Annotated in this window: 25 protein-coding genes; 17 read left to right on the top strand and 8 right to left on the bottom strand. The window is 56.2% G+C overall.

Annotation, left to right across the window (positions count from 1 at the left end):
* Positions 1-219: 219 nt before the first annotated feature.
* On the top strand, positions 220-1,482 hold the full coding sequence (locus tag R5L00_RS00630; protein WP_317652837.1) for a hypothetical protein: 1,263 nt from the start codon (positions 220-222) through the stop codon (positions 1,480-1,482).
* On the opposite strand, the gene R5L00_RS00625 is transcribed toward R5L00_RS00630, so the two are convergent.
* Positions 1,454-1,666 (bottom strand): hypothetical protein, encoded by a 213-nt coding sequence (locus tag R5L00_RS00625; protein ID WP_107692729.1) that lies wholly within the window; start codon positions 1,664-1,666, stop codon positions 1,454-1,456. The genes R5L00_RS00630 and R5L00_RS00625 overlap by 29 nt on opposite strands.
* Positions 1,667-1,783: 117 nt before the next feature.
* On the bottom strand, positions 1,784-2,029 hold the full coding sequence (locus R5L00_RS00620; RefSeq protein WP_317652836.1) for a hypothetical protein: 246 nt from the start codon (positions 2,027-2,029) through the stop codon (positions 1,784-1,786).
* A 251-nt stretch (positions 2,030-2,280) separates the two neighbouring features.
* On the opposite strand from R5L00_RS00620, the gene R5L00_RS00615 reads away from it, so the two are divergent.
* The gene (locus R5L00_RS00615) at positions 2,281-4,125 is read left to right on the top strand and encodes an alginate export family protein (protein ID WP_317652835.1); all 1,845 of its coding nucleotides are present in this window, start codon (positions 2,281-2,283) and stop codon (positions 4,123-4,125) included.
* Positions 4,126-4,227: 102 nt separating this feature from the next.
* On the opposite strand, the gene R5L00_RS00610 is transcribed toward R5L00_RS00615, so the two are convergent.
* The 3 genes from R5L00_RS00610 to R5L00_RS00600 form a co-directional block, all read right to left on the bottom strand.
* Complete coding sequence (locus R5L00_RS00610; RefSeq protein WP_317652834.1) at positions 4,228-5,055, bottom strand: carbonic anhydrase family protein; 828 nt, start codon at positions 5,053-5,055, stop codon at positions 4,228-4,230.
* Positions 5,056-5,360: 305 nt separating this feature from the next.
* Complete coding sequence (locus R5L00_RS00605; protein ID WP_317652833.1) at positions 5,361-5,633, bottom strand: hypothetical protein; 273 nt, start codon at positions 5,631-5,633, stop codon at positions 5,361-5,363.
* A gap of 401 nt (positions 5,634-6,034) precedes the next feature.
* Positions 6,035-6,484: a hypothetical protein gene (locus R5L00_RS00600; protein ID WP_317652831.1), complete on the bottom strand. Its 450-nt coding sequence runs from the start codon at positions 6,482-6,484 to the stop codon at positions 6,035-6,037.
* 405 nt (positions 6,485-6,889) lie between these two features.
* On the opposite strand from R5L00_RS00600, the gene R5L00_RS00595 reads away from it, so the two are divergent.
* The 3 genes from R5L00_RS00595 (at position 6,890) to R5L00_RS00585 (ending at position 9,646) form a co-directional block, all read left to right on the top strand.
* Entirely contained in the window at positions 6,890-8,668 is a 1,779-nt protein-coding gene (locus tag R5L00_RS00595; RefSeq protein ID WP_317652830.1) for an ABC1 kinase family protein, read from the top strand.
* Between the two features lie 138 nt (positions 8,669-8,806).
* Positions 8,807-9,190: a VOC family protein gene (locus tag R5L00_RS00590; RefSeq protein ID WP_317652829.1), complete on the top strand. Its 384-nt coding sequence runs from the start codon at positions 8,807-8,809 to the stop codon at positions 9,188-9,190.
* A gap of 183 nt (positions 9,191-9,373) precedes the next feature.
* On the top strand, positions 9,374-9,646 hold the full coding sequence (locus tag R5L00_RS00585; protein ID WP_317652828.1) for a hypothetical protein: 273 nt from the start codon (positions 9,374-9,376) through the stop codon (positions 9,644-9,646).
* 199 nt (positions 9,647-9,845) lie between these two features.
* Here the strand turns inward: R5L00_RS00585 and R5L00_RS00580 are convergent, their stop codons facing one another.
* Positions 9,846-10,670, bottom strand: a complete 825-nt coding sequence (locus tag R5L00_RS00580; protein ID WP_317652827.1) for a hypothetical protein — start codon at positions 10,668-10,670, stop codon at positions 9,846-9,848.
* A gap of 389 nt (positions 10,671-11,059) precedes the next feature.
* Between R5L00_RS00580 and R5L00_RS00575 the strand changes: the two genes are divergently transcribed.
* The 7 genes from R5L00_RS00575 to R5L00_RS00545 all read left to right on the top strand — a co-directional run bounded on the left by R5L00_RS00575 (position 11,060) and on the right by R5L00_RS00545 (position 19,606).
* Positions 11,060-11,368 (top strand): hypothetical protein, encoded by a 309-nt coding sequence (locus tag R5L00_RS00575; RefSeq protein ID WP_146164548.1) that lies wholly within the window; start codon positions 11,060-11,062, stop codon positions 11,366-11,368.
* A gap of 54 nt (positions 11,369-11,422) precedes the next feature.
* On the top strand, positions 11,423-12,772 hold the full coding sequence (gene astB, locus R5L00_RS00570; RefSeq protein ID WP_107692840.1) for an N-succinylarginine dihydrolase: 1,350 nt from the start codon (positions 11,423-11,425) through the stop codon (positions 12,770-12,772).
* 292 nt (positions 12,773-13,064) lie between these two features.
* On the top strand, positions 13,065-13,595 hold the full coding sequence (locus R5L00_RS00565; protein WP_107692738.1) for an NlpC/P60 family protein: 531 nt from the start codon (positions 13,065-13,067) through the stop codon (positions 13,593-13,595).
* A 473-nt stretch (positions 13,596-14,068) separates the two neighbouring features.
* Entirely contained in the window at positions 14,069-17,128 is a 3,060-nt protein-coding gene (locus R5L00_RS00560; RefSeq protein WP_317652826.1) for a monovalent cation/H+ antiporter subunit A, read from the top strand.
* Complete coding sequence (locus R5L00_RS00555; RefSeq protein ID WP_107692740.1) at positions 17,128-17,472, top strand: Na+/H+ antiporter subunit C; 345 nt, start codon at positions 17,128-17,130, stop codon at positions 17,470-17,472. The genes R5L00_RS00560 and R5L00_RS00555 overlap by 1 nt, the downstream gene beginning before the upstream one ends.
* Positions 17,469-19,121, top strand: coding sequence for a monovalent cation/H+ antiporter subunit D (locus R5L00_RS00550; protein ID WP_317652825.1), 1,653 nt, complete (start codon positions 17,469-17,471; stop codon positions 19,119-19,121). The genes R5L00_RS00555 and R5L00_RS00550 overlap by 4 nt, the downstream gene beginning before the upstream one ends.
* Complete coding sequence (locus R5L00_RS00545) at positions 19,118-19,606, top strand: Na+/H+ antiporter subunit E (RefSeq protein WP_317652823.1); 489 nt, start codon at positions 19,118-19,120, stop codon at positions 19,604-19,606. Before R5L00_RS00550 ends, R5L00_RS00545 begins: the two co-directional genes overlap by 4 nt.
* A 287-nt stretch (positions 19,607-19,893) precedes the next feature.
* Here the strand turns inward: R5L00_RS00545 and R5L00_RS00540 are convergent, their stop codons facing one another.
* Positions 19,894-20,820, bottom strand: coding sequence for a GGDEF domain-containing protein (locus tag R5L00_RS00540; RefSeq protein ID WP_317652822.1), 927 nt, complete (start codon positions 20,818-20,820; stop codon positions 19,894-19,896).
* A gap of 464 nt (positions 20,821-21,284) precedes the next feature.
* Between R5L00_RS00540 and R5L00_RS00535 the strand changes: the two genes are divergently transcribed.
* Entirely contained in the window at positions 21,285-21,698 is a 414-nt protein-coding gene (locus R5L00_RS00535; protein ID WP_317652821.1) for a response regulator, read from the top strand.
* 107 nt (positions 21,699-21,805) lie between these two features.
* Here R5L00_RS00535 and R5L00_RS00530 read toward each other — a convergent pair whose 3' ends face one another.
* Complete coding sequence (locus R5L00_RS00530; RefSeq protein WP_317652820.1) at positions 21,806-22,975, bottom strand: sensor histidine kinase; 1,170 nt, start codon at positions 22,973-22,975, stop codon at positions 21,806-21,808.
* A 553-nt stretch (positions 22,976-23,528) separates the two neighbouring features.
* On the opposite strand from R5L00_RS00530, the gene R5L00_RS00525 reads away from it, so the two are divergent.
* From R5L00_RS00525 to R5L00_RS00510, 4 genes are all read left to right on the top strand, one after another.
* Entirely contained in the window at positions 23,529-23,669 is a 141-nt protein-coding gene (locus R5L00_RS00525) for a Na+/H+ antiporter subunit E (protein ID WP_317652819.1), read from the top strand.
* Complete coding sequence (locus tag R5L00_RS00520) at positions 23,666-23,947, top strand: K+/H+ antiporter subunit F (RefSeq protein ID WP_317652818.1); 282 nt, start codon at positions 23,666-23,668, stop codon at positions 23,945-23,947. The genes R5L00_RS00525 and R5L00_RS00520 overlap by 4 nt, the downstream gene beginning before the upstream one ends.
* Positions 23,944-24,291 carry a monovalent cation/H(+) antiporter subunit G gene (mnhG, locus tag R5L00_RS00515; RefSeq protein WP_317652817.1) on the top strand — a complete coding sequence of 116 codons (348 nt, stop codon included), beginning with the start codon at positions 23,944-23,946 and terminating at the stop codon, positions 24,289-24,291. Before R5L00_RS00520 ends, mnhG begins: the two co-directional genes overlap by 4 nt.
* 353 nt (positions 24,292-24,644) lie before the next feature.
* Positions 24,645-25,217 (top strand): lipocalin family protein, encoded by a 573-nt coding sequence (locus R5L00_RS00510; RefSeq protein WP_107692752.1) that lies wholly within the window; start codon positions 24,645-24,647, stop codon positions 25,215-25,217.
* The last annotated feature ends 82 nt before the right edge of the window (positions 25,218-25,299 follow it).

Here is a 25,299-nt window from a genome sequence, read left to right as displayed (position 1 = left end):
TCTGACATTGTTTGTCCGATCAGATCCAAACTAATACCACTAATGCGTCGACCTGCGCCATAGCGGTCGCCTTGTTTTCATGGGCATTCTCGCTGATCCTTTCCCCGACCAACCTTCTTCCTTCGTCAGCCTGTAACATTTTACAGCTACAAATTCAGCGTAGATGGTGATTTACTGCCGGGCTGAATTACATGGCCGACAGGCAGGAGTCAGGTTCCGATGGATAAGCTTGAGGCTTTACTGATAGGTGGTTATTGGCCGGAGTTGATGGCGGTGACGCTTGGACTGCTCATCCGGGCAGGGTTTACGGTAGATGTCATCTGCAATAACACGGCGTTCAGGAGAAGCAGCGCAATACGGGATTATGTTCTGGTAAAGAAACGTGATCTCCTGGCCAGAACCGCCGCAGAAAAAATAAAGAAAGACTATTCACTGGTTGTTATTGGGGACGATGCGACGCTCGGGGTGATACTAAACTCGGATTTGACCCACGAGCAGAAGTTGCGGTTGCTGCCGATTCTGTCTGATAAAAACTTCGGCCATATTTTTTCGAAAATCGGCTTATCCGTTGCGCTGCAAGAAAACGGGATCAGCACGCCGGAGTACCGGGTAGCACGCAACGAAGGGGAATTGGCTGCCGGGGCGGAAACGCTCGGTTATCCCATTCTGGTCAAGCTCGACTCCTCCGCCGGCGGCGTAGGGATATTCGAATGCCTGGACAAGGCGGACGTGGAAGATTTGCGAAAAACGCTGAAGCTGTATCCGGTTCTGGTTCAACGGAAGGTGAAGGGCGTAGAGGTGAGCCTGGAGGCTTTCTACCGGCATGGCGAATTGGTGCATTTTGCCTATTCGATTCCGGAAAAATCAAAATACCGGTTCGGGCCCACCTCAGTCAGGTCTTATCAGCAAATTGCCTCACTGGAACCACAAGTGTCTGATGAACTGCGTCGGGTCGGCAAGGCGCTTGGCTCCCACGGTTTTACCAGTGTCGGCTGTATACACGCTGAGCATGATAACAAGCGCTACTATTTCGAAGCTGACATGCGGCCGAACCTGTGGATCGATCAGCCGAGGTACCTGGGCGAGGATTGGGCCAAGATTATTCAGCGGCACTTCGCGGAAGGCGCAGCGGGGAGGCATACGGGCTCGTTCGACATTTCGTACCCCAACAGCGTTCTCATCCCTCACTATCTGCGGTTGACGTGGGCGGAACTGATATTCAATCGCTACGGGGTCTGGAAATATCTTCCCGAGAATTTCCTGTACGTCCTGATACATTACCGGATTCTGACCTGGGCGCGTTGGGCGGTGCGCAAGGTATACGGGTTTTTTCTGCCAAAAAAGGTACGTGTCTTTTTTAAACGCATTCGCCTTCAAATCAGTGTTCGTTCTTCCCCGCGAACCAGGGAAGGGCAAGCCCACCAGCCAGCTGAGAGCCACGGCCCTCGTCCCTCTATGGCGCGCCTGGAGGACAGGCGGTAACAGGTGCTACTCCCACGGTCGACCCCTCGTTCCTGGCCCAGAATACCGTGGATTCAGGAAAACCGGTTACCTGCTCTTCATGTTTATAGCCGGCCAGCAGGCCGTGGGGCGCGATAGCAATCACGTTATCCAGGCGCTGGATACGCCCTTGCGTATTGCGTAGATAGTAGATGAATTTCGCCATTTGCTTGTCTCCCGCAAAAACGGCTAAAGCCGTAACGCCGCTGAAGCACTCAGCGATATTTTTTAAAATTCAGCCTGACCCGTAACCAGGGTCCCGCCGCCCACCGCCGTGTCAATCCTAGGCGGCTGAATTCTGGTCGCGGAAATTAGCGCAAGCGTCCAGTGGGGCGATGCCTACCGTAGGGCCGATACTCCTGGCCCAAAGCACAATGTTTTCGGGGAAGCCTTCTAGCGGCTCCTCGTGGATGTACGGAGCGAGCGATCCGTATGGTGCTTGCGAAATATGGGGAAAACCACAAATAACATTTTTGGTGCGCTCGATGTCGCCTTCTTTGGTCCTTATATAGACAGCATACTGGGACATGACAGCCTCCGTTGGTGAGATCAGCTCCGGATTGTACGGATGCTTTGTTGCAGATTTCTTATGCGGCCCATATCAATTCAGCTGCTTTCATACCACGGAGCCAGTGCCCCTTGTCTTTTCCCGCCTTTCGCGATCCTTTCCGTAAACGAAGTGAATGCCCCATATCTTTAAAATGGATAAGCAAGTGAAATAATATAATTTAATCTCATATAGAGCTTCTGCTAACCTTCGTTTGCTGAGCGGCAACGGCGATGGACCGCGCCGCAGGCGAGGAAGTAACACCGACCACAAGACTGGAGGTGGAAACAGCAACCGATAGGGTCGCCGACCGGGATACCGGAGGAGCCATTCAGGGGAATGCAGTGAAATACGGGTGGCGAATCATGCTTGCAACGATAATCGGCGTATCACCGATCGGGTCAGTTCAGGCTAATGGCAGTCTATTGAATGGCTCATCGAGCGGCCCGGAGGCCCAACCCCCGTCCGCGCGGCAACGGGCCGAACAGTTGGCGCAGGCAGCGGCACCCGGCGCGGATAGCGCGCCGGCCAAATCCTCGGATGAAAATTACAAATGGCTCATCAAGTCGCCAGACGAGGGCAATAAATGGGCGATCCCGGCAGCGGATAAATCCGCCGCATCCGAAAAACCGGCTGGGTCACCCGAAGCCAAACCGAACGGGGATAACAAATCCACCAGCTATTATCGCCCAGCGAACAGTTATGCGACCAATCCGGACTCCGATCCGCCCCGATATGTGCGACGGCTGAGCCAGACCGGCATTGAGGCATTCAAGGACATCCACTGGCTCGATATCGGTTTCGAGTTTCGCACCCGCTATGAAATGCGCCACGATGATTTCCGCCGTGTCGAAGCAGGATTCGACAACCCGTTTTTTATACGTTCGCGAGCCTACCTGGGCATAAGGGAAATTCTCGACCCGTTCCGCTTTGCAGTCGAGTTCCAGGACTCGCGGGTCTACAACAACCGGTTTCCGACAACTGACCAGGAAAACAACCCGTACGACCTGATCCAGGGATACGGGGAATTGAATTTTAAAAATGCGTTGGGCCAGGACGATCGCAAGCAGAACCGTCCAATCAGGTTTCGGGCAGGGCGTATGGCTTATGAAACGCTGGATCGGCGTTTTATCGCACGCAACGAATGGCGTAATACCACGAATACCTTCGAAGGCTTTCGCCTGAACCTCGGGCGGGAAGCGAACGACTGGGAAATTGATACATTTGGCTACCAGCCGGTCAAGCGCCTGCAGACCCAATTCGATGAGGCCAACGACCACCTTTGGTTTTTTGGCACAATCGGGCATTGGCGCAAGTGGTCCGATATCATCACGCTGCAACCTTATTATATGGGCCAGAAGCAGACTGCTGATCCCAACGGCCATACCGCAACCAACCGGCTTGATCGCGAGATTCACATGCCATCGTTGCGCGGCTACGGACTGATCGGGACTACCGGGCTCGATTTCGATGTGAACTTCAGCTACCAGTTCGGTACTAACGGCACCGAGCGTCATGATGCCTACGGTTATACCACCGAGGTGGGGTATAAGTTCAAGCACGCCTGGAAGCCGCGTCTCAGTGGCTTTTACGGTTATGCTACAGGTGACCGGCATCCCAATGACGGCGTGAACAATCGTTTCGACCGTTTTTTTGGCTTTGCACGCCCATGGTCGTCAGATCACTATATTATTTATGAAAACATCAAGCATCCCCGAATCAGGTTTGACCTGCAGCCGACCCAGAAACTGGGGATTGAAGCCAGCTATGCCTGGTTCTGGCTGGCGAGCAGTACCGACCGGCTGTTCGACACTTTTGATGGCAACATCAGCGTCGTCAGGGACCCCGGCTTCAATCGGGACAGGACCGGGAGAAGCGGCGACGAGGTCGGGAACGGGGTGGAACTGCGCGTACGTTATCAGATTGACCCGAGAATCAACACAGTCATTGGTTATTCGCACTTCATCGCTGGGGACTTCATCAAAAACCGGATGGTGGCGCACCCCGAGGAAATCACGCAGCGTCCGGGCTTTAGTGATTTTTTCTACGTAGAGGTGTTGATCACGGCGTTTAAATGACCAACGAGCTCAACTTGAACTTCAACCAGCGGTTGTGTTGCCCGAATGAAAAACCCGCCTTGAGAACCAAGGTGGGTCTTCTTATTTCCCAGGCCGCTTCTTTTACGTCTGCCTGCTTCGCCGCGACATAAAACCAAGCAAACCCAATCCCGCCAGGAACATGGCATAGGTTTGCGGTTCCGGAACGTTGGTGACGAACCCTGGCACATCTGTAAGTATGATTCGATCACCGAGGGGTTGAACCGGACGCGTGTTGCCGTGGGGGAAGAGGTCTCGATAAGCCTGGATTTGGGCGGCCGCCATTTCGAGCGGCTGCGCCAGGTTTATCCAGGTTACCTCCTCGGTAAATGGGGGAGTCGTGAGCGACCCCTCGTAACGAAATGATTGCAGATTGTCGGGCAGAAGTGAATTCAGGTTAAAGTCGGACACCTGATGCGTTTCGCTTGCTGTTGGCAAGTCCGAGAAAATCGGGTCAAGCGCGCTATTGAAGCTGCCCTGGTTTATCCACCGCCCCACCACCAGAAGATTATCCGTGGAGTCGGCGAATACCATATGCAACTCCAGGGGCGTGGCCTTGCTGCTTTCCAGATGCTCCGAGGGCGTGTGAAAGTGGAATTGAGCCAGGTTATAGGTATGGCCATCAACTGTGACTGATCCTGCCCCGGGGAGAATATTTGCTTTGATGGCGCTCTCGTGGCTGGGCGAACCGGTGTTGAGTACGCTTAAGTCTGTGTCTGAACTCAAACTGAACTGTAGCGGAGCCAGTCGGCGGAAAAAGGTGTTATCCGGACGAATATCAACAGGACTTTGCTCCTCCATTCCAGCCAGTAGGTCATCCATGGTGGCCGCCTTTACAGCAGGCAGACCCGTCAGAAACAGAGCCGAAGCGAGGGGTGCAACTTGCAGCAGACGAAACGATAATTTGCTCACAGTAAGACCTCCTAAAATAAAAAAATGAATATTCAAGAGTAATACAAACTGCAGAGCTATATTATCATGACACTTTTGAACTAAGTAGCGAAATCTACAAGAACTATTTTATTAAAACAACGTTAATTCAAAAGTCTTGCGAGCGTTCGCAGAGATGGTTGTATCGGTAAAGGAGGATGACTGAAGCAGGATAGCTGCTGATCCGGAAAGAGCCGGTTTAAAACGGCCCATCAAGCAGGTTGTTCCAGCTTCGCGAAGTACGGCGTGCGATTTATGGATGTGCAAGGTTCGGGCCGGGTTGACGATTAGTCGGGGACGGGGGAGAGAAGAGTAGCAATATCTGCTGAAGACGAAGCCTTTACGCCTCTGTCCGCGCCAGGGGTGGCGGAGAAAAGAGGGGCAATGCCTACGCTGCGCCCGGTTGCCTTTGCCCAGAATACCGTGGATTCCGGCCAGCCGCTGATGGACTGTTCGTGAACATAAGGAGCCGGCGGCTCGTCAGGGGAATTGTAAACTGCATAGGAGACCCGCTCGATAAAGCCTTCCGCAGTTCGTATGTAAGGGACATATTTGTGCATATTTTGGTATCCGCCTCGAGAGCGTGCTGAGCCATTTGATGCTGTTATTGTACTGATGACGTCGGGGCTGGGTTATATTAGTTTTATATAAGCTTATCGAGTTCTCTTGATAAACGAATCGTAGTGGACGAGAAAGTTCCTTAACCTACGTCAGCTTCGAGTGGACCAAGCAAAACGCCGGAAAAGCCACCGACTTCGCTGAAGCGGAAAAGAGAAAAATCGGAGAACACATATAAAAAGCCGTTCGAGCGATTAAATGGAGGGCGTGCTCGCGTTGTCGCTGAAGAGAGTATGTCGTTCGGGAAGGTATGGGAGACGGGGCTATCCAAAAAGGGACAAGCCCTTTAGAGGCTGTCCCTTTTTTTAGCGTCGACTGAAGCGGAGTATCGACCGGGGAAAGACTACGGGCGATCGACGCAAAAACCCTTGCAGTTGAGACCATCTTTTGTGGGGTCGCAGTTATCTGCAGGGTCGTCCACACAAATCATGCCACCCTGGCACACGATCATGGATGGTCCGCCGCAGGGCGCCTTGACTTTCTGTTCTTGTCCGCTACCAGCGACGCATGTGCCTGGGCAGTCGAGGCCATCCTTGGTCGGATCGCATTTGTCATGGGGATTGTCCACGCAAGACATGCCGCGCGGACACTGAATGACGCTTGGCCCGCCGCAGGGCAGCTGTTTCTTTCCGCCGCTGGCGGATGTTGCTTGTGACCCGGATTTTTCGCGGTCCTGCCCTTGCATGCCTTCCTGGGCATTAACGGTGCCATCCAGGCCGATGCTCAAGCCTACGCTTAGGACGAGCAGCGCTAACAACCGTACAGCGCCGGAAAAAATTGAATGTGATTTCATAGATAACTCCAAAGTAAATGGGATAATGTCGGGTGAGAAGTTTTTCCTCTTGATGTTTCCACCGGCTTTCTTTCTTGTTGATACTGAAACGTCAAGCCGGAAAAACCCACAATTATTGTGTGGATTAGGGGACCCGGTTTCTGTTCGGTGCCGAACAGAGCTTCAGGGATAGGAACCGCGTTTGCGAATTGCCGGAAAACGTGGGGAAGTCACAGAGGGGTACTTTTGATTTTCACCTTCATTGCCCTGGGCGCTTTGCCCAGCGGTTGCAGTAAAATGGGTTACAGTGGAACGGGTTGCAATAAAATCCGGGATACGGCGACTCCATTCAAGGTAATGTATAGGCCGTGTTACCGCATATGAGGCACAGATGTTCATGCATCTAATAAACTCGAGGTATTGCTGATGCTTTGGCAAGCGCTGATGGCGGCGCGCGACCTCGGCCGGCTGCACGAGATTGCATCCATCCTGATCCGTTACGGGTTTGGCGACATGGTGCGCCGGATGGGGCTCGCCAATGCGCTGGAGCGGACGGGGCGCGCATTAAGGTGGAATGAAGCCACTGAGTTGGCTCAGCTTGAGCCGCCCGCCCGAGTGCGTCGCGCCATGGAGGAAATGGGCCCGACGTTTGTCAAGCTTGGCCAGATCCTCGCTACCCGCGTCGATCTCTTCGATCCCGAGTGGATCGAGGAATTCAGCAAGTTGCAGGACAGCACGCTCCCTTCCCCCTATCCGGAGGTTTATCAGCAGCTCACGGAAGACCTGGGTGCTCCGCCGGAGGAAGTATTTGCCGCATTTGATCCGGAGCCACTGGCGGCCGGTTCCATTGCCCAGGTGCATCGAGCTCGGCTCGCGGATGGGAGCGAAGTCGTGGTCAAGGTGCGCCGGCCCGGGGTGAGGGCGGTGATCGAGGCCGATCTGCGCTGGGTCTCGCGACTGGCGGAAGCGATCGAAACCGGTAACACCGAATTGCGCCACTTTCACTGGCGGGAGGTGGTCCGGCAGTTCAACCAGTCGCTGCGGCGGGAACTTGATTTCGCGGCGGAGTGCCGGCATGCGGAACGCATAGCGGCGAACTTTGCCGGGTATTCCGATCCTGATTCAACGGTCCCTGCGAATCAAGGTGTCGCAGGGGCAGTGGCGGAACCCCATGGCCTGCCCTTGCTTATTGTGATTCCAAAGGTATATTGGCAATGGACGGGTGAGCGGGTGTGCGTGCAGGAGTATATCGACGGCATCCCTGGTCGCGACCTTGCGGCTGTCGAGCGGGCGGGGCTTGACCGCAAGGTGCTTGCACGCCGCGGCGTGAATGCCGTACTCAAGATGATTGCAGTGGACGGCCTGTTCCACGCTGACCCGCATCCCGGCAACGTATTCTATTTACCCGGCAACCGCATCGCCTTCATTGATTTCGGCATGGTCGGCAGGCTTTCCGACGAGCGGCGTGACCAGTTGATCCATTTGTTGCTCGGCCTCGTGCAGCACGAGCCCGCGCTCGTCGCCAATGTGCTGCTTGACTGGACAGGGACCGGCATAGTAAACGAAGAAGCACTTACGGCTGAAATTCAGACGTTCGTCGACCAGCATCTCGGCATGCCGTTGAAACAACTTAAGCTGGGAACCATGCTGGCCGATCTAGTGGCAATCCTGCGTTCACACCAGCTCTCCTTGCCGCCCGATCTGGTGCTCTTCATCAAGGCATTCATTTCGCTCGAAGGAATGGGCCGGGAACTCGATCCGGAGCTGGATCTGGCGGGAGAAGCGCTACCCATGCTGCGAGAGGCATTATTAGTCCGCTACGCCCCCGCAGCGCTGGCCAAACGCGGCTGGCACGCCGCCTCTGAGATATCCAAGCTGATGTCCGATCTGCCGCGGGATCTCTCACAACTGCTGCGGGCGGCGCGACGAGGGAGGCTGGAACTTCACATCGATGTGGGACATCTCAAGCATGTGGGCGATCAGCTGGACGGGGCGACAAACCGGCTGATCGTCGGCATCATCGTTGCCTCCATCATTGTCGGCTCATCTGTCGTGATGACGGTATCCGGTGGACCCACCCTGTTCGGGTTGCCCTTTTTCGGTTTGCTCGGCTTCGTATTCGCATCGATCGGGGGGATTTGGCTAATACTTTCCATCTCGCGCAGCAACAAGGCAGAACGGGAGAGTCGGGAGAGGAAGCCCTAGGAACTGCTCAGGGAATCCAATCCATGAGCATGAGGCAGACCGGCAGGGCGCGTCGCTAAGCTCGCTGCCGCTGATGGTTGCGGGTCAGATTAAAGGGGGGTAAGGTTAGCCTTCCTGTCACGGATGATGAGGGACGCGATGACCATCACATTGAATCACACCATCGTGCCTGCGCACGACAAAGTTGAGTCCGCCCGGTTTTATTCGAGAATATTCGGGTTCGAATATATCGGCGAGTTTTCCCACTTCATCGTGGTGAAGGTGAACGACACCTTGAGCCTGGATTTCGACAGCAAAGACAAGTACGAGTCTCATCACTATGCGTTCAAGGTGACGGAGCAGGAATTCGACGAGATATTCAAGCGCCTGCAGGGGGAAAACCTCAAATACGGCAGCGGGCCTTTCAATCCGGAAGACATGAACATCAACCACCATTATGGCGGACGGGGCGTTTACTTCCGCGATCCCGGCGGACACCTCCTGGAAATGCTGACCACCGATTACGAAATACCCGGGAAGTAGCTGGGGGTCGCGGCGGCCGCTGGGGTGGTTCGATCGTTGGGTTAGTGAAGCATAACCCGACGGTACGTCTCGTCACGTACCCCATCCGAGTCTATCGCGTATATTGCTGTCGGATTGCACTTCATTAACCCGACGCAGTGAGGTGCGTTTGATCGGCTGGATAAGACGCAATGGAGATGAGCAATGAGGGGGAACGCAAGCAAACTCGATGAGCAGGGCAAGCTGCGGAATGGCGCTGCGACGTTTTTCTTCAAGGATGGGACTCTTGAATCGGCGGGAGACTTTCTCGACGGTGAAAAGCAGGGTGAGTGGAAATACTATCTAAAGAACGGCAAGTTAAAAGCTGTTGGGAAGTATGAGGCGGGGCAGCTTTCGGGTGAATGGAAGTGGTACCGCGAAAATGGCAATCTGATGCAAATCGGATCATTTGAAGCGGGCACTCAGATCGGGCTTTGAAAGCGTTTTCACCCGAACGGATCCGTCTATGACGAAGGCTTCTACGAGAACGGTAAAAAAGCTGGCGAATGGAAGGTCTTCAGCGACAAAGGGCTCCTCGTAAAGACGACCCATCATCGCATATCAAAATTTGAGGCAGGTTGGGTCAGCGAAGCGTAACGAGTCCCCATGCGATTCTGCCGAGCGCCTCATTGTCGGATTACACGTCGTTAATCCTGCCCACGGATTCTACCGCTACGGGTTCTGCCTCAAGTCGCGGTTCATCATGGCGTAGCTTTTCGCTGGGCAGCTCATCGCTGCGTAGTTCATCCACAATGTCTTGCAGCGCTTTGCGAAAATCGGGATCCAGCAAATGGCGGATCTTCAACCCCACGATGAGCTGCTGATCGTTTCTTGTCTTGCTCCAGTTCTCCATCTGGAGACTTTTTTCGATGACCTGCCTGCGCCGGGTGTCGGCAAGAGAAAAGAAGTCGCAACAGCACTTTCTTCCGCAATTGGCAGCCGGGGGCGTCCGGCAGGATGCGCAGGCGTTGAAAAGTGCAGGCGAGGGCGCGGCGAGCGGCTCAAACCCTAATTCCGCCGTATTTGATGCCGAGCGCGCGTTGGCCGGCTTGACGCCCGTGATCAGCGCAGCGTAGTTTCCTGCCGCGCCGGTGCCTGTGCCAATTCCTGCACCCTTATGCGGTACCTGGCCAAGGGTCGCAGCGCATACCCTCACGTGCAAAAGGAGCGTTTGCAACCCGAAGCCGCGCCACTCCTGCTTGACGTAGCACATCCCCAGTTCTTTCTCCCCCGCATCGTCGAGATCGAACACACCTGCGCCTGCCATGAAGTTCCCGGTGGCGTTCTCGACGATGAAAAAAAGACCATTTTCAACTGCTGCCTTGAACTCCCCGTAAGGGCGCCACAGCAGATTCGCCGACTCTTCTGGCGGCAGGGTGCTGATCGCGTCGCGGTATTCGGCCAAAATATGGGCCACATCGGCGAGGCCCGCCGCCCTGACTCTTGCCCGGGTGACTCTCATTGCTCAGTTCCTCACGCGTTGTTCGTTGTTCCTACCGCGATTAATATTGCCGCCGTCCGTTGCGTCCGCGCAGGTGCTACATAAGCGCGGTATGCCAAGGCGCTACAGCCTCCATCTGCGTTGGGTAGGCCGGTTTTTTGGGCATAACGAACGCTCTCGCACCCGTTTTCTGCTTCCCCAGCTTTGCTTCCCGACGGATAGCGCTATATAAGGGCATCAGGGTCAAAATCAATGGGCAGCAATTTTTGTTCTCGTACGGACTTTATCGCTTTTTTGCATCGGATTTCTTGCTTACAGCAGAGCAAGTGTTTGACAGGGCAAAGCTTCTGGAATATAAATAATTGCGGGTTGCAATTATTCTATGAACAAAAAGTGAGGATACGTCAGTCGTGGTTACGATAGAGCAATATCGCCGGATGTGCACGGAGTGGGCTGGAGATCCCGCGGAGTTTTCCTGGCTGGTCGAGCATGGCGACATCGCGGGTGCGTCGCAACGCGCCATTGCTGATGAATTCGAATTTGCGCCCTCAACGGTCTCGCGCTGGGCGGCGGGGGAAGCGCTTCCCCACAAGCGCATTCAGAAACTGGTCGTTGGCGGATTGGAGAAAAGAGCGCGGCGGCTGGAATATGCGGCCGCCAGTGCGATTCCGCCGACGAGGAAAACTTCCGGTCATGGCGATCCCGTCCCCCAAGGCTGAGGCGTCCCGAAGCCGGCATGACGTCAGCGCCTGGGGTCGCGCATGGGGCTCTTCATGAGGGCGTGGGAGGTCAATTTTGACGCTCTGGTCGGCCCAACGCATAACTACGGGGGGTTGGCGGTCGGGAACCTGGCGGCAGCGGAGAATGCTTTGACCGAATCCAATCCCCGCGAAGCCGCCTTGCAGGGGCTGGCAAAAATGAAGCGGCTGGCGGATATGGGTATCATGCAAGCGGTGCTGCCGCCACACGACCGCCCGGCAATCGGCATCCTGAAGAAGATGGGGTTCGACGGCGATGAACCTGCCATTATTCGCCAGGCGGCCGCATTGGCGCCCGGGTTGCTGCGTGCCTGCTGTTCCGCATCCAGCATGTGGGTGGCAAACGCTGCAACGATTTCCCCTGGCCCGGATACGGAGGATGGCAAGGTGCACATCACCCCCGCCAACCTGCCTTCACAATTCCATCGCAGTATCGAGCCCCCCACTACTGCGGCAGTGCTGAAGCGGGTTTTCAGCGACGAACGTTATTTCATGCACCACGATCCGCTTCCGCCGAATCTTTATTGCGCGGACGAGGGTGCCGCAAATCACATGCGCCTGTGCGTGGATCATGGGGACCGCGGTCTGGAGATTTTCGTATTCGGCCGCTCGGCCGATCCTGATCTGCCGAAACCGATGAAGTTCCCTGCCCGCCAGTCGTGGGAAGCGAGCGAGGCGGTTTGCAGGCTGCACAGGTTGGCGCCCGGAAAAAAGCTCTTCGTTCAGCAAAACCCGGACGCGATCGACGCAGGCGCATTCCACAATGATGTGCTTGCCGTATCGAATTGCAATGTCCTGCTCTATCACGAGGCGGCCTACCGCGACTGGCTGGAGATGGAAGAGAACGCGAAGGCTGCATGCGGTTGCCCCGTCCACTTCATCCGGGCCCGCGAAGCCGACCTCTCGCTTTCCGAAGCGATCAGTACTTATCTGTTCAACAGCCAGTTGATCAGTGTTCCCGATGGCGGGATGATGATCCTCGCCCCTGCGGAATGCCGCGAATCCGGGCCGGCAACTGCTTTTCTGGAAGGCATCATAGCTAACCCCGACAATCCGGTGGACCGGATCGAGTACGTGAATTTGCGCCAGAGCATGCGAAACGGCGGCGGACCCGCTTGCCTGCGGCTGCGCGTGGTGCTTGCAGAAGCGGAGTTGGAGTCGGTGCAACAGGCCAGCCGCGTCATGCTCGAACAGCCGCTCTACGATCTGCTCAAAGCCTGGATAGAACGCCACTATCGCGACCGCATCCTGCCGGCGGACGTGGCCGATCCGTCCCTGTTGAGTGAAAGCCGCACTGCGCTGGATGAACTCACCAGCATACTGTCGTTGGGGCCCATCTACGATTTTCAGAAGGAGTGGCGTTAATGGCGACATTGACGGCCGCACCTTGAAAGTTGGCTTGAAGGCTTCAGGGGCCTGCCACCCGTTCGGCGGTCCACAGCGCCGTGAAAGCGTAGTTATTGCTGAGCTACTGATTGATGGATTAAAATTCGCCTGTTCCTTTGAAAAAACGGACTGACGGGCACATAATTTCGCACCCGATCGGCGCACCGAAGGATGAGGTCTAGTGGCGTCGGCGCTAGCATCGTGATGTGAAGTTACCTGGCGCGAGCCCTTTCGCGCGCTTTCGAACATTTATCATGACAGGAGCCCGCTTATGAAAAACACACTTTGGATCGCGGCTCTGATTACAGCAACGGCCCTCATGGGATGTAGCAGCGTGCCTGAAAGAGGGCAGGCGAGAGCGGGATATACGACCGGCTCCAGTGCCCGGATGAGTATAGTTCCAGGTGCGGAGATCGATCTGGGCAATGTTGAAGCGGTTAAAAACACGCTCTACGCGCAGTATGAGGAGTGGAAGGGGACGCGATACCAGATCGGGGGCATGAGCAGGCAAAGCGTGGACTGTTCCGGTTTCGTGCATATCACCTTCAAGTCCAGGCTGGGCATTGTACTTCCGAGGTCCACGGATCTGCAGGTCGAACTGGGACAGCACGTCGACAAGGACGAATTACGTCCGGGTGATCTGGTCTTTTTCAAGACCGGCAGAACGCTCAGGCATGTAGGTGTTTATCTGGAGGACGGCAGGTTTTTGCATGCCTCGTCCAAGCTGGGCGTGGCCATTTCCCACCTCAACGAAAGCTATTGGAGGTCCGCGTACTGGAAGGCGAAGCGGCTGGAGATGTGACCGGCCCAGCGCCTGGTGCCCGGCCGTCCTGTTGCCCCGCCACGCACAGCCCTACCTCTTATCCAGTCCATGCCTCATGTCGCTGCAGTGTGTGCCGTAACCACTTGTGGGAACGTAAGCGCGCGTCGGCGAGGATATGACAAGTCGCAGGAATGAGGTCAGCCCTGCTCCGATAAAATCGGCGACAACATGGCAGAGCGCATTAACGCTCCCCCGTCATGATAAGTCGTCAAAAAATATCATCAAATGATATTATTCAGGCAGCCAGTCTGACGGCGTGACTGCGCGCCTGAGCGCTGGCTGACCTGGAGATCGCCGTAATGGCTTCTTCGCGGAGCCCTGTCGCGTGCGGCTCGTGCCCAACCTGGCCGCATCCATCATGGCCGACCGCATTCCGTCCCGTAGCGTGGTTACGGCGCGGGGGGGTCAGCCGGGCTCGCCGCTTGCCTCTGAGGAAAGCCAATCAATAAGTCATGTCGCTAGTCTGGATTGTTATCCTGCCATTTGCAGGCAGCCTCTGTGCCGCGTTTCTGCCGTCCCACGCCCGGAATGCGGCGGCGGGGCTGGCTGACGTGGTCGCGGTTATCTGCATTGCCCTGATCTTTCACCATTATCCGCAAGTAGCCGCGGGAGAGGTCGTGCGCCAGTCATTGCATTGGGCGCCGGGGCTGGGCCTGGAGATTACGTTTCGACTCGACGGCTTTGCCTGGCTGTTCGCGATGCTCGTGACCGTGATGGGCGCGCTGGTGGCGCTGTATGCGCGCTATTACATGGCGCCACAGGATCCCGTTCCCCGTTTTTTCTCCTTCTTTCTGGCTTTCATGGGCGCGATGCTCGGGGTCGTGCTGTCCGGCAACCTGATCCAGCTGGTAGTCTTCTGGGAATTGACCAGCCTGACATCTTTCATGTTGATAGCATACTGGTATCACCGTGACGACGCGCGCCGCGGCGCACGCATGGCATTGACAATCACTGCGGCCGGCGGGCTTTGCCTGCTTGCGGGCGTGCTGATACTGGGGCACATTGCAGGCAGTTACGATCTCGATGTGGTGCTGGGCTCCGGCGAGTTGGTTCGCGGACATCCGTGGTATTTGGCGGTGCTGGTTCTCATCGCGCTGGGCGCGCTCACCAAGAGCGCCCAATTTCCGTTTCATTTCTGGCTCCCCCATGCGATGGCGGCGCCGACGCCCGTATCTGTTTACCTGCATTCGGCAACCATGGTCAAAGCCGGGGTATTCCTGCTTGTCCGGTTATGGCCGGTGCTCAGCGGTACCGAAGCGTGGTTCTGGATAATTGGCAGCGCGGGTCTTTTCTCGCTGGTGCTTGGCGCATACGCGGCAGTGTTTCAACGCGACATGAAGGGTGTGCTGGCTTATTCGACCATCAGCCATCTGGGGCTGATCACGCTGCTGCTTGGCTTGAACAGTCCGCTTGCGCTGATAGCGGCGATCTTTCATATCATGAACCACGCCACCTTCAAGGCTTCCCTGTTCATGGCGGCCGGTATGGTCGATCACGAGACGGGCACGCGCGATCTGTCGCGGCTGAGCGGCTTGTATCGCGCCATGCCCATTACGGCGACGCTTGCTGCGGTTGGGGCCGCATCGATGGCGGGGGTACCGCTGTTCAACGGCTTTCTTTCGAAAGAAATGTTTTTCACGGAAACTGTCTTCGTAAGCGGAAACCTGGTCACGCGCCTCGGCTTGCCGGTAATGGCTGTAATCTGGGGAACGCTGAGCGTTGCCTATTCCCTGCGTTTTATCCTTCAGGTATTTTTCGGGCCGCCAGCCCGGGACTTGCCAAGGCAGCCGCATGAGCCGCCGCGCTGGATGCTGCTCCCCAGTGCGCTGCTGGTGGCGGCCTGCCTGGTGGTCGGCGTGTTTCCCGCCGAAACCGTTGGGCCTTACCTCGATATGGCGGCACGATCAGTGATGGGTGAGAACATGCCTTCCCACAGCCTTGCAGTTTGGCACGGACTGAATCTTCCTCTGGTGATGAGCCTGGCAGCCATGGTCGGAGGAATAGTGGTGTACCGGGCGCTTGGAAAATACCAGCAGGGCGCGGCGGTGGTACCAGTAATCAATCGCTTTGATGGCAAGCGCCTCTTCGAATTCCTTCTCCTGAAGTTGGATGTGTTCGCCAGGCGGTTAATGCGATGGTTTTCCACGGAGCGTCTGCAGGTTCAGGTGCTGCTTCTGATCACTGCGGTCTTCACGTTCGCGTTGATCCCGTTATCCAGCGGAGGGCTGCCGCAGGGCGATAAACCGGTGGCGCCAATCGAGCCCGCTTTTGCCCTGCTGTGGCTGGTCGGCGCTGTCTGCGCGATTGGCGCCGCTACCCAGGCTAAGTATCATCGCCTCGCCGCGCTGAGCCTGTCAGGCGCGGCCGGACTTGCTACCTGTATGACCTTTGTCTGGTTTTCCGCCCCCGATCTGGCGCTGACGCAACTCATCGTGGAGGTGGTGACCCTCGTCCTGCTGCTTCTGGGCCTGCGCTGGCTGCCGCCGCGTTATAAGTCCGTCGACGATAAGACTATTCCACTCCAGGCGCGCGTTCGCGCGCAAACCCGCCGACTGCGGGATCTGGGCCTGGCCATTATTGCCGGGTCCGGGATAGCCGTGTTGAGCTATTCGGTGCTGACTCGGCAGGCGGGCGAAGGCATTTCGCCATTTTTCATCGAGAATTCGCTTGCGCTGGCGGGCGGTTCAAACGTAATAAACGTGATCCTTGTCGATTTTCGCGGTTTCGATACGATGGGCGAGATCACGGTGGTGGGTATCGTGGCGTTAACCGTTTTCGCGCTGCTGCGCCGGTTTCGCCCGGCGACCGAAAGCATGGGATTGCCCATTCAGCAGCAGGAGCAGGCCCTGGAGACCGGCGCGTCGCCACCAGATCCGCACGCACTGCTGCCCGAGGGCCCGATGATGCTGCCGGCGGTGATCGTGCAGTTGCTGCTGCCGGTGTCGGGCATGGTGGCATTGTTTTTTCTGCTGCGCGGCCATAACGAGCCGGGAGGCGGTTTCGTCGCCGGCCTGGTAGTCTCGACGGCAGTCATCCTGCAGTACCTGGTGGGCGGGACTGCCTGGGCAGAATCGCGCACCCGTATATTTCCGCACTACTGGATCGCGGCGGGGCTGTTGTGTGCCGCGGGGGCAGGCGTGTCTGCCTGGCTCGCGGGACGTCCATTTTTGTCCGCTCTGGCGCGGGACGTCCATCTGCCAATAATCGGGGAGGTGCATCTTTCCACCGTGCTGCTGTTCGATCTCGGCGTTTTTCTTCTGGTGGTCGGCGCCGCCGTGCTGATTCTTGTGGCGCTGGCCCATCAATCCCGGCGCGGACATCGCCGGCCAGGCACTGCGCACATCGAAGTGGATGGAAAAATCTTGCAGCCGGGGCCGACAGTCGCGCATGGCTCGGGCGTGGCTGCCGCACCCTCCACTGTGACTGCGCAGATCCCGGACCCCATCGTCCGGGATTCCATTGTCCTCGAGCCCGGTGTCGCGGCAATGGCACCGCCAGGCAAGGAACATTGATGGAAGCGATCTACGCTCTGGCGATTGGGGTCCTGACCGGCTCGGGGGTATGGCTGTTGCTGCGCCCGCGCACGTTTCAGGTGATCGTGGGGCTCTCCCTGCTTTCGTACGCGGTGAACCTGTTCATTTTCGGGATGGGACGGTTACTGATAGGCGGTGCGCCGATTATCGAGACGTTGAGCAAAGCCGATCCGGCGCTGTACGACGATCCCGTTCCGCAGGCGCTGGTACTGACAGCGATCGTCATCGGCTTCGCTACCACCGCGCTATTCCTGGTCGTGCTGCTGGCTTCCCGCGGCTTGACCGGCAACGATCATGTCGACGGCAACGGGCCGGAAGCGTGAATAGCTGGATACAGCATCTTCCGGTATTGCCCGTGGTCATCCCGCTGATTGCGGGCGCGGCAATGCTGCTGTTCGTCGAGGCCCAGCGCAGGGAGCGAACGATCATTGCCTTCGTAGCCACGCTTGCGAACCTGGTGGTTGCAGGCATGCTGGCCTATGCGGCGGGCGGGTCGATACCTGACATCTGGCCTGAAGGAATCGCGGTGTACCTGCTGGGCGGGTGGCAGGCTCCATTCGGGATCGTGCTGGTGGTGGACCGCCTCTCGGCCGTGATGCTGATGCTGACTTCAGTGCTGGCATTGACGTCGCTGATATATGCACAGGCTCGTTGGAAGAAGATGGGACCCCATTTTCAATCGCTGTTTCAGTTCCTGATCATGGGGGTGAACGGCGCGTGCCTGACGGGCGATCTGTTCAATCTGTTCGTATTTGTAGAAGTGCTGCTGGCCGCGTCCTATGGTCTTTTACTGCACGGGCTCGGCCAGCCTCGCGTCAAGGCCGGCCTGCACTATATCGCCATCAATCTCGCGGGCTCTTTTGTATTTCTCATCGGCGTTTCATTGATCTATGGCGTCACTGGAACGCTGAACATGGCGGACCTCGCAGCGCGTGCACCCCAACTCGCGCACGGCGATCATGTGCTGTTCGAGACTGGCGCGGCGATACTCGGCGTCGCGTTTCTGCTCAAGGCCGGGGCATGGCCTCTGAATTTCTGGCTGCCGGGCGCGTACAGCGCCGTGGCGCCACCGGTAGCAGCCGTATTCTCGATCCTGACCAAGGTGGGAATCTATGCGCTGCTGCGGCTGGGATCACTACTGTCTGCCTCATCGGAGTCAGGGGCCCCGGCCCCATTCAATGATGGCTGGCTGTTTGGCATCGGCCTGATAACCCTTATCCTTGGCACGGCAGGGATGCTCACCGCCATTCAGCTGCAAAGGCTGGTAGCGTATTCTGTTATCGCTTCGGCAGGCACGCTCCTCGCGGCGCTCGGGCTGGGAGGAGCGGCGGTGAAAGGCGCCGCCTTGTTCTATCTTGCCAGTTCGGTTCTGGCCACCGGTGCTTTTTTCATGCTGAGCGAGATGATTGTGCGTACCCAGCAATTCGGTGATAACGTTCCCGGTAGAGCTGAGCTGACGGGCCTCGAAGACTCGCCTCACCCCGATTTCTCTGATGAAGTGGTCGGAATCGTCATACCCGCGGCAATGGCGTTCCTGGGCATGAGTTTCCTGGGGTGCGCGCTGCTGGTGGCAGGCTTGCCGCCTCTGTCTGGCTTCATCGGCAAATTACTGATTCTTTCCGCCACGCTGGACGGCGCTTCCCCGGGGAGCGTGCCGGTCTCGGTGTGGATGCTATGGGCAGCGGTACTGGGGTCGAGCCTGGTCGGCATCGTTGCATTGTCCAGAATGGGCCTGCGGCTCTTCTGGAGTTCGGAGGAGATAGTCACCCCGCGGCTGCACCTGACCGAAGCGGCGCCTGTCGCCGCGTTGCTGGCGCTGAGCGTAGCGCTGGCGGCAGGGACCGGCCCTGTTATGGATTATCTGAGCCTTGCGGGTGAATCCCTGTCCTCGCCTCAGACTTATATCGACGCCGTGCTGATCAATAATGCGCCGTCCGCTGCTTCAAGCGGCCTTGAGAGGGCCGGGGAATGAAACGTTGGCCATCACTGACATTATTTACGGCTATCCTGTTCGTCATATGGCTTCTGCTCAACGATTCCGTGACTCCCGGGCAGATTGCGCTGGCCCTGATCGCGACCATCGCAAGCGCTGCCTCGACCGCTGCGATTCGTCCGCTGAGCGCCCGCCCTCATCATCTGCTGACGGCGGTCGGGCTATTTTTCGTCGTACTGGTCGATATCATCCGTTCCAACATCGCGGTGGCGCGGATTATTCTCGGATCGAGAAAAAGGCATTTCAATTCGGGTTTCATGCATGTGCCGATCGACATGCGGGATCCATATGGGCTTGCGATGCTGGCTTGTATAATCACGGCAACGCCGGGCACCATTTGGGCCGGGCTCTCGCTCGATGGGCGCAGCCTGACCATCCATGTGCTGGATCTGCAAGATGAAGAGAGCTGGATCCGGATCATCAAGCAGCGTTATGAACGACGACTGATGGAGATTTTCGAATGAGCGGAATACTGACCTGTATGCAACGCGGGTCGCGGCTGTTTCCTTGCCGCCCATGCGATGCTCGGCTCAAAGTCAGAAAAAGCGCAACCTGCTCGCCCAATTCCGGAGCATCGTCATCAGGAGCATCGTAACAAAACGCCAGCTGATCCATGATGGGGATGCCAATGCCGGGCTATTTCCCGTCCTGTAACTTCCGTGCCTTTGCGGCACCAGGCTTGACCCTCAGGTTCTCCCCGTTTGCACCCCAGTGAGATTTCTACGAGAAGGGCAGCGAACCAGGGCACTGCTTAGCCACCATCTTGCTGAACGTCATCAAAGAAGTTGAACCCCGTTTTCATTTTCTTCGCGCGGTACATGGCTGCATCGGCATTCACCAGCAGTTCCTCCGCGGTCGTTCCATTACTGGGGTAAACAGCAATTCCGATGCTGGGCTCTATGGAAAGCGTCAAGTCATCGATGACCAGGATTTCGGAAATGCGATCCAACACCTTGCGCGCTACCCCCTCGATATTGCCCGCGCTCTGGGGGTTCACCAACAAATAAAGAAACTCGTCGCCACCCCACCGGCAGATGGTGTCTCCACTGCGAACCTGTTCGTCCAATCGTTGCGCCACGGCCTGCAATACCCGGTCACCTACGGCATGCCCGTGCGTATCGTTGATCGCCTTGAAACGGTCCAGATCGATAAACATCACCCCCAGTAGCCAGCCGCCCCGCTCAGCGAGCGCAATCGCCTGTTCAAGGCGGTCGTTGAACAGCTCCCGATTGGGAATGCCTGTAACAAAATCGCGCAGCGTTCGTTGGACTGCCTGCTCCGCTGCCTCCTCCGCAACTGCCAATACGTCCTGGGCATGGGATAGCATATGCTGGGTAGCGGCCAGCTTCCGCCCCATTTTTTTTAATTCCCGATTAATCTCATTCCGGTCTCCGATTCCCTCTGCCAAAACCTGATTAACTTCATGGAGCTCGTCAGCGCACTCCTGCACCTTCTCTTCCACGCTTTCGCTTTGTGCCAAGGCTTTTTTTGCCTGGCGGAATGTTATCCCAGTAGCCATCTCCTGCTTTACCGCTTCGTTGACGGTAGCAAGCTCGGTCACACAATCGACCATCTTTTCCTTTACATCCTCGCTTTTCTCCAGGGCCTTTTCCAGTGAAGCGGGCGTATCTGCGGGTGTCAGCAATGAACCGTGATTTGGAGTGATGGTATTATTCATAGGCGTCTAAATTCCTTGAGGGGCCAACGTGATTTAGTTATTACACAACTGCGGGCGATTCCTGGCTATCAGATCAACTGAACGAGCAGGAGAGGGAGCCGGACTGCTTGCTGAATGACGGGAAGCGGGGGGAGCAGAACCGAATGCGTCGAGATTAATGTAGCGGCTCATTCCCTGAAGTGCGAGGAAATCCAAGCGTCAATAATATGATCCGGTGGACGATTGGAGTCGAAAGCGGCGCTATTCTCGAACATAACGTCAAAACGGTTTGTGCAGGTGTGACAGATGAGGATAAGCTACTCTTAACCATGCAAAGATAACGGTTTTTTCCCGCTTATGCAACTTATGTGCCGTGCAGGTTTCTTCGCACGGGAGATCCAAACATGGTCGTAAGCGCACGATGACTGAGTTCATTCTAGTCCTTCGCTTCGAAACCAATTTTTAGCTCAAAAAGGAAAAGTGACGTGAGAGTTCACAACAAGCCGATTCTCGTAGTCGAGGATGATCAAGTGGATACAATGACAGTGATTCGCGCCCTTAATGAGATTCAGGTAACGAATCCGCTTGTACATGTAGAAAATGGCGAGGAGGCCCTTGCTTATCTTCAAGATTCGAAGACTGAGAAGCCATGCATTATTCTGCTTGACCTGAACATGCCCATCATGAACGGCATCGAATTCCTGCAGGCAGTAAAAAATGATAAGCAGCTAAAGCGCATACCGGTGGTTGTGTTAACTACATCCGAGGAACAACAGGACAAGCTGAACAGTTTCGAGCTGGGAATTGCCGGGTATATGTCCAAGCCCGTTGATTATCGGCAATTCGTGGACGTAATACGCTCTATCGACGCTTACTGGACAATTAGTGAAATGCCATGAGCTGACTTCGCGCCTTTGTGAGACGTCACGGTTTTAATGCCGTCTCAAATCTGCCCACCGAATGCGAAGCTATAAAATGGGCAGGACGTTTCTCACATGACAATATTCTAATATTCGGGAGAAATGCCACTTGGCGCAGCCGGTACCTGCCGCGGCATCCGTATCGTGAAGCTGGTCCCCTTGGCCATGTTCGATGTAATGCTGATACGGCCACCATGGGCGCTGATAATTTCGCGAGTGATGTATAGACCGAGCCCCAGATTTTGTGTTTGAGCAAGCGCGCGCTCCTGGGCTGGCCGCAGCGCGAAGCGTTTAGCGGGATCGAAAATTGTTTTCAGTTTTTCCGGCGGGATTACTTCGCCTTTGTTGTGGATGGTCCATACAATCTCTTTCTCCTCTCCGGTAACCGTGATGCTCACCGGATCAGTTTCGGGGCCGTACTGGATGGCGTTGGCTATCAGGTTGGATAAAGCCTGGCTGATGCGTGCCCTGTCCCAGACAACGCACACGTCGCCAGCCATCTCCAACCCGATGACACGCTCCGGGTGAAAGGTCCGGGCCTCCTCTACTATATTGTTGCACACCTCCGCCAGATCCATTGGCGAGGGTGAAACGGGAATGCCATCACCCAGATGACTGGTCGCAAAATCAAGCAGGTCGCTGACAATCTCATCAATGCGTTTGGTACTGCTCAGGATGCGCGAGGCCATTTTCAGAGATTTGCCCGGTAGTTTCTCATCGAGCAGCAGAAACTGGGCTCCCATGCTGATGGCGCCAAGCGGAGTACGTACGTCATGCCCCAGGATGGCCAAGAAAAGATTCTGTGATTCGCGCAGAATTGCTGAGTAACGTGCTAATGACTCTGTCAAGGCTTGATCGATCGCTTCATTGAACCTGACCATCTCCTGGATTTCGGCCGGATCAGAAACGTTGACACGGTCCTGCCAGAGACGCAGCACGCTGGCACGCAGCGCCCGGTATTCTGCCATCAACTGTTCTATAGTAAACCCCGATGTCAGACGAGCAACGGCATGTATCTCGGCAGCGGTGGAGTCTCTGGATTCTGGCGCAAGGCCTTGCGATTTATCGATGCCCTGCTGTGTATCTTGTGGAGTGCGCAGATCGGCTGCGATAACCTGAAGCATTTGTTTCGCATGGTCGCGCAGTTCTGTCGTGCCCATGACGTGGGTGGAGTGGATGGTGATTTTCTTTGCAAAATCTTCCCATTCCTGGAGGATGGCTTCCATGTTTTCGGAAATAAACGTTGAGAGATTCACGGCCGCCTCATAAAAATTTTTGGGATCATGGAAATGCCACAGCGCAAAGCATAAGCCCGTCTGAAATTAAAGAGCAAGGCAATTATACGCTGTAGGAAGTCCGCACACCCCCGACTCACTTTCCTGGACGAATTCGCCTAAATCCAGCTCCGACAACTTGCGGTCGAACCCTGAGGCCGCGACCCCACCACGGAATCTCGGCGCGTGCACCTTATGGCCACGGCAGGGCGGATCGCCGAGGCTGGAAGCTAGATAGTTTCAATTCGCAAGCAACGAAGCTTATTCCACTATTTTGCGAATGCAAGTAATGATCAGAATACCTTTACTCGGCCATATTATTATTCGTTGCCGAGCGTGCTTCTCTTTTGAAAGCGTCGCCCTGCGCCCGTACTTCTGTATGCCGAACATGAATGTGCGGGAAGCTGTCCGAAGCAGGATAAGTTATCTGCTCGTTGGCTATCAGAAATTGAAAAATGGATCGGGCAGCAGTAAAAATTTCAGTTTTGAGATACATTTCTATCTTTCCGGCGGGTAACGCTGAAAGGGTAGGGAGGTGAAAGCGGTTGACCGGGTTTGTCTCTCGCCCGACGGACGCAGCCTGACGATCCATGTGCTGGGTCTGCAAGATGAAGAGAGCTGGATTCTATTCATCAAGCAGCGTTATGAACGACGACTGATGGAGATTTTTGAATGAGCGCAATGCTGCCCTCGGCGATCTCTTTTGCCCTGATCGCTATCGCACTCGCCATGGTTTTTGCGGCAATCCGCCTTCTGCGCGGTCCTGCTGCGGAAGACCGGGTGCTGGCCCTCGATACCTTGTATATTAACAGCATGATAATGGTGCTGACGCTCGGCATTCAGCTTGGGTCCAGGTTTTTCTTCGATATCGCCCTGCTGATTGCGCTGTTCGGTTTCGTCGGCTCAGCCGCAATGGCGAAATTCCTGCTGCGCGGAGAGGTGATCGAGCCATGACAGCCGAGAATCTTCCCGCATGGGCGGATCTGCTTGCTTCATTCCTATTGGTAACGGGCGCCCTGCTGACCCTGATCGGATCAATCGGCCTGTTAAGACTGCCTAACCTGTTTGCGCGGATACACGCGCCTACCCTGGGAAATACGCTCGGCCTGGGATGCGTGCTGCTGGCGTCCATACTGGTCGCCTCAATACAGGCTGAGCGACTTGTATTCCAGGAGGTGCTAATCACGCTGTTCGTGGTAGCGACGTCTCCTGTGACGACCACCCTACTCATGCGCGCTGGGATGTACCGCAGACGCACGGATACGAGCAAAAAAACGGCAGAACATCGGGCTACCTGAACAGCAGACGGGGCCCGGTGCGTCGGCGCGTTTCCATGCCGCGGCCCGCTGCATGCGATGGGCCAGGATTTCATTCACGTCAAATGCCAAACGGGCCTGGGGGTAACGTCAATGGACTGGACCCCGGCTGGGTTATTGATCGGGCTTCCGGGTCGTGCCGACAGGGGTTAAGACAAGGTGTAGGGAAAAGCAGGGACAGGCTGCCAGTCGGTTAGGCTATAATCATGCAGGTTTAGGATGTAAAGACTGGTTTGCCTCCACCTTCTGTTTCCCCTCGAGGAGCGGTGGAGGAACTCCCACTGACGAGAGCCTTTTGAAGATGGCTTTTCGAGCGGGCTTTTCATGGCGAGCGAATGCGAAAATTCTTCCTGGCAATTATCATAGCGGCATTCGGCCTGCTGGCGGGTTGCGCAGGCGTTCCCAAGGGAATTACGCCGGTCGAGAACTTTAACGCCCAGCGCTATCTTGGTGCCTGGTACGAGATTGCCCGCCTCGAGCACCCTTATGAAAAAGGTTTGCGCAACATTACGGCCCATTACCGTTTACGTGATGATGGCGGCATCGACGTCCTGAACCGCGGCTATGACGCCCAAAAGGGCGAGTGGCGAACGGCTGAGGGTAAAGCCTACTTTGTGAAAGGGCCGGATGTCGGCTATCTGAAGGTATCGTTTTTTGGCCCTTTTTATGGTTCGTACGTGGTGTTTGGCCTGGATGGCGCTGACTATCAGTATTCATACGTAACCGGCTCGGACAGGAATTCGTTGTGGCTTCTCTCCAGGACGCCACACGTGCCCGATAAGGTGATGGGCAGGTTTATTCAAAAGGCCCGTGAACTGGGCTTCGCGACCGATAAGCTGGTTTATGTCGAGCAAAAAAGCGTCAAGGCTGATAAAACCTTCCCGATGCATCCTCTAAAAACTGAGTAGACTTAACCGCTCGACCATCCTGCGTAAAAACGTCAAACGTCAGGTATCCGTATAACCCGCCCGCCGGACTCTACTGCCCATT

It is taken from the genome of Nitrosospira sp. Is2 (assembly GCF_033095785.1).
In the GTDB taxonomy this organism is placed as follows: Bacteria; Pseudomonadota; Gammaproteobacteria; order Burkholderiales; family Nitrosomonadaceae; genus Nitrosospira.
The sequence above is the reverse complement of the archived record's forward strand: the minus strand, read 5'-3'. Positions and strand labels throughout refer to the sequence as shown.